This is a genomic window from Psychromonas arctica, assembly GCF_036697365.1.
In the GTDB taxonomy this organism is placed as follows: Bacteria; Pseudomonadota; Gammaproteobacteria; order Enterobacterales; family Psychromonadaceae; genus Psychromonas; species Psychromonas arctica_A.
Window position 1 is genome coordinate 1 of record NZ_JBAHZA010000039.1, and the last position, 1,686, is coordinate 1,686.

At 43.5% G+C, this 1,686-nt stretch carries 2 tRNA genes and 1 rRNA gene; all 3 read right to left on the minus strand.

The annotated features are described in order from the left end of the window. Nucleotides 1-1,003: ribosomal RNA gene (locus tag V5290_RS17170) — 23S ribosomal RNA — on the minus strand; the annotation flags it as partial. Nucleotides 1,004-1,422: 419 nt separating this feature from the next. Further along, nucleotides 1,423-1,498: transfer RNA gene (locus V5290_RS17175), tRNA-Ala, on the minus strand. Nucleotides 1,499-1,542: 44 nt separating this feature from the next. Next, nucleotides 1,543-1,619 (minus strand) — tRNA-Ile (locus V5290_RS17180). Nucleotides 1,620-1,686 lie beyond the last annotated feature (67 nt).

Below are 1,686 nucleotides of genomic sequence, written 5' to 3' on the forward strand. Positions count from 1 at the left end.
AACATATACTTTGGGACCTTAGCTGGCGGTCTGGGTTGTTTCCCTTTCCACGACGGACGTTAGCACCCGCCGTGTGTCTCCCATGATTGCACTTGTTGGTATTCGGAGTTTGCAAAGGGTTGGTAAGTCGGGATGACCCCCTAGCCTTAACAGTGCTCTACCCCCAACAGTGATACATGAGGCGCTACCTAAATAGCTTTCGAGGAGAACCAGCTATCTCTTGGTTTGATTGGCCTTTCACCCCCAGCCACAAGTCATCCCCTAATTTTTCAACATTAGTGGGTTCGGTCCTCCAATTGATGTTACTCAATCTTCAACCTGCTCATGGCTAGATCACCAAGTTTCGGGTCTAATCCCAGCAACTATTCGCCCAGTTAAGACTCGGTTTCCCTACGGCTCCCCTAAATGGTTAACCTTGCTACTGAAATTAAGTCGTTGACCCATTATACAAAAGGTACGCAGTCACGGAATAAATCCGCTCCTACTGCTTGTACGTACACGGTTTCAGGTTCTATTTCACTCCCCTCACAGGGGTTCTTTTCGCCTTTCCCTCACGGTACTGGTTCACTATCGGTCAATTAGGAGTATTTAGCCTTGGAGGATGGTCCCCCCATATTCAATCAGGATTTCTCGTGTCCCGACTTACTCGTTTTCACTGTAAAGAAGTTTTTGTGTACGGGACTATCACCCTGTACCGTGGCACTTTCCAGAGCCTTCCACTAACTTTTAAACAGCTTAAGGGCTGTTCCGATTTCGCTCGCCGCTACTTTCGGAATCTCGGTTGATTTCTTTTCCTAAGGGTACTTAGATGTTTCAGTTCCCCTCGTTTGCTTCGCTATGCTATGTATTCACATAGCGATGACACTAAGTGCCGGGTTGCCCCATTCGGAAACTCCAGGATATAACGCTTGTTATCAACTCCCCTGGACTTATCGCAGATTACCACGTCCTTCATCGCCTCTAATTGCCTAGGCATCCACCGTGCACGCTTATTCACTTAACCATACAACACCTAAAGAGTGTTATATGTTGTTTCCAAGACGCTTGCGATTCTCATATTTACATATAAAAAACGTTTACGTTTTTCGTGCACCTAACACTCAAAGAGTGTGTAGATACGTACTCATTACATTTGCATGTAATGTGCATTTTATTTTTGCTTGATTACAATACTAAAACCGAAGTTTTAATATTGAGAACTCGTTTAATTCATCGTAATGAATTAAACATTTCGTTTTATTTATCACACCAATCAACACTCTGTTATTCACAAGAAGTGTCATTGTTTTTGTGCGATAAATAAGAACATTTATCAGCTTTCCTAATTGTTAAAGAGCAGACTTTTTCGTTAAAAAAAGCCTTAGATAAATAATGTAACTTATCTAAGGCTTCTATCATGTTGGTCACTTCGTTAAAATGAAGTGGTGGAGCTATGCGGGATCGAACCGCAGACCTCCTGCGTGCAAGGCAGGCGCTCTCCCAGCTGAGCTATAGCCCCAACATGGTATGTATAAATAGAAATCCAATTTCAATACAAGAAATTGGTGGGTCTGGGCAGATTCGAACTGCCGACCTCACCCTTATCAGGGGTGCGCTCTAACCAACTGAGCTACAGACCCATCTAGAGTCTATCTATACGTCTCTTTACTTTCTAATCAAACAATCTGTGTGGGCACTCATTATTAC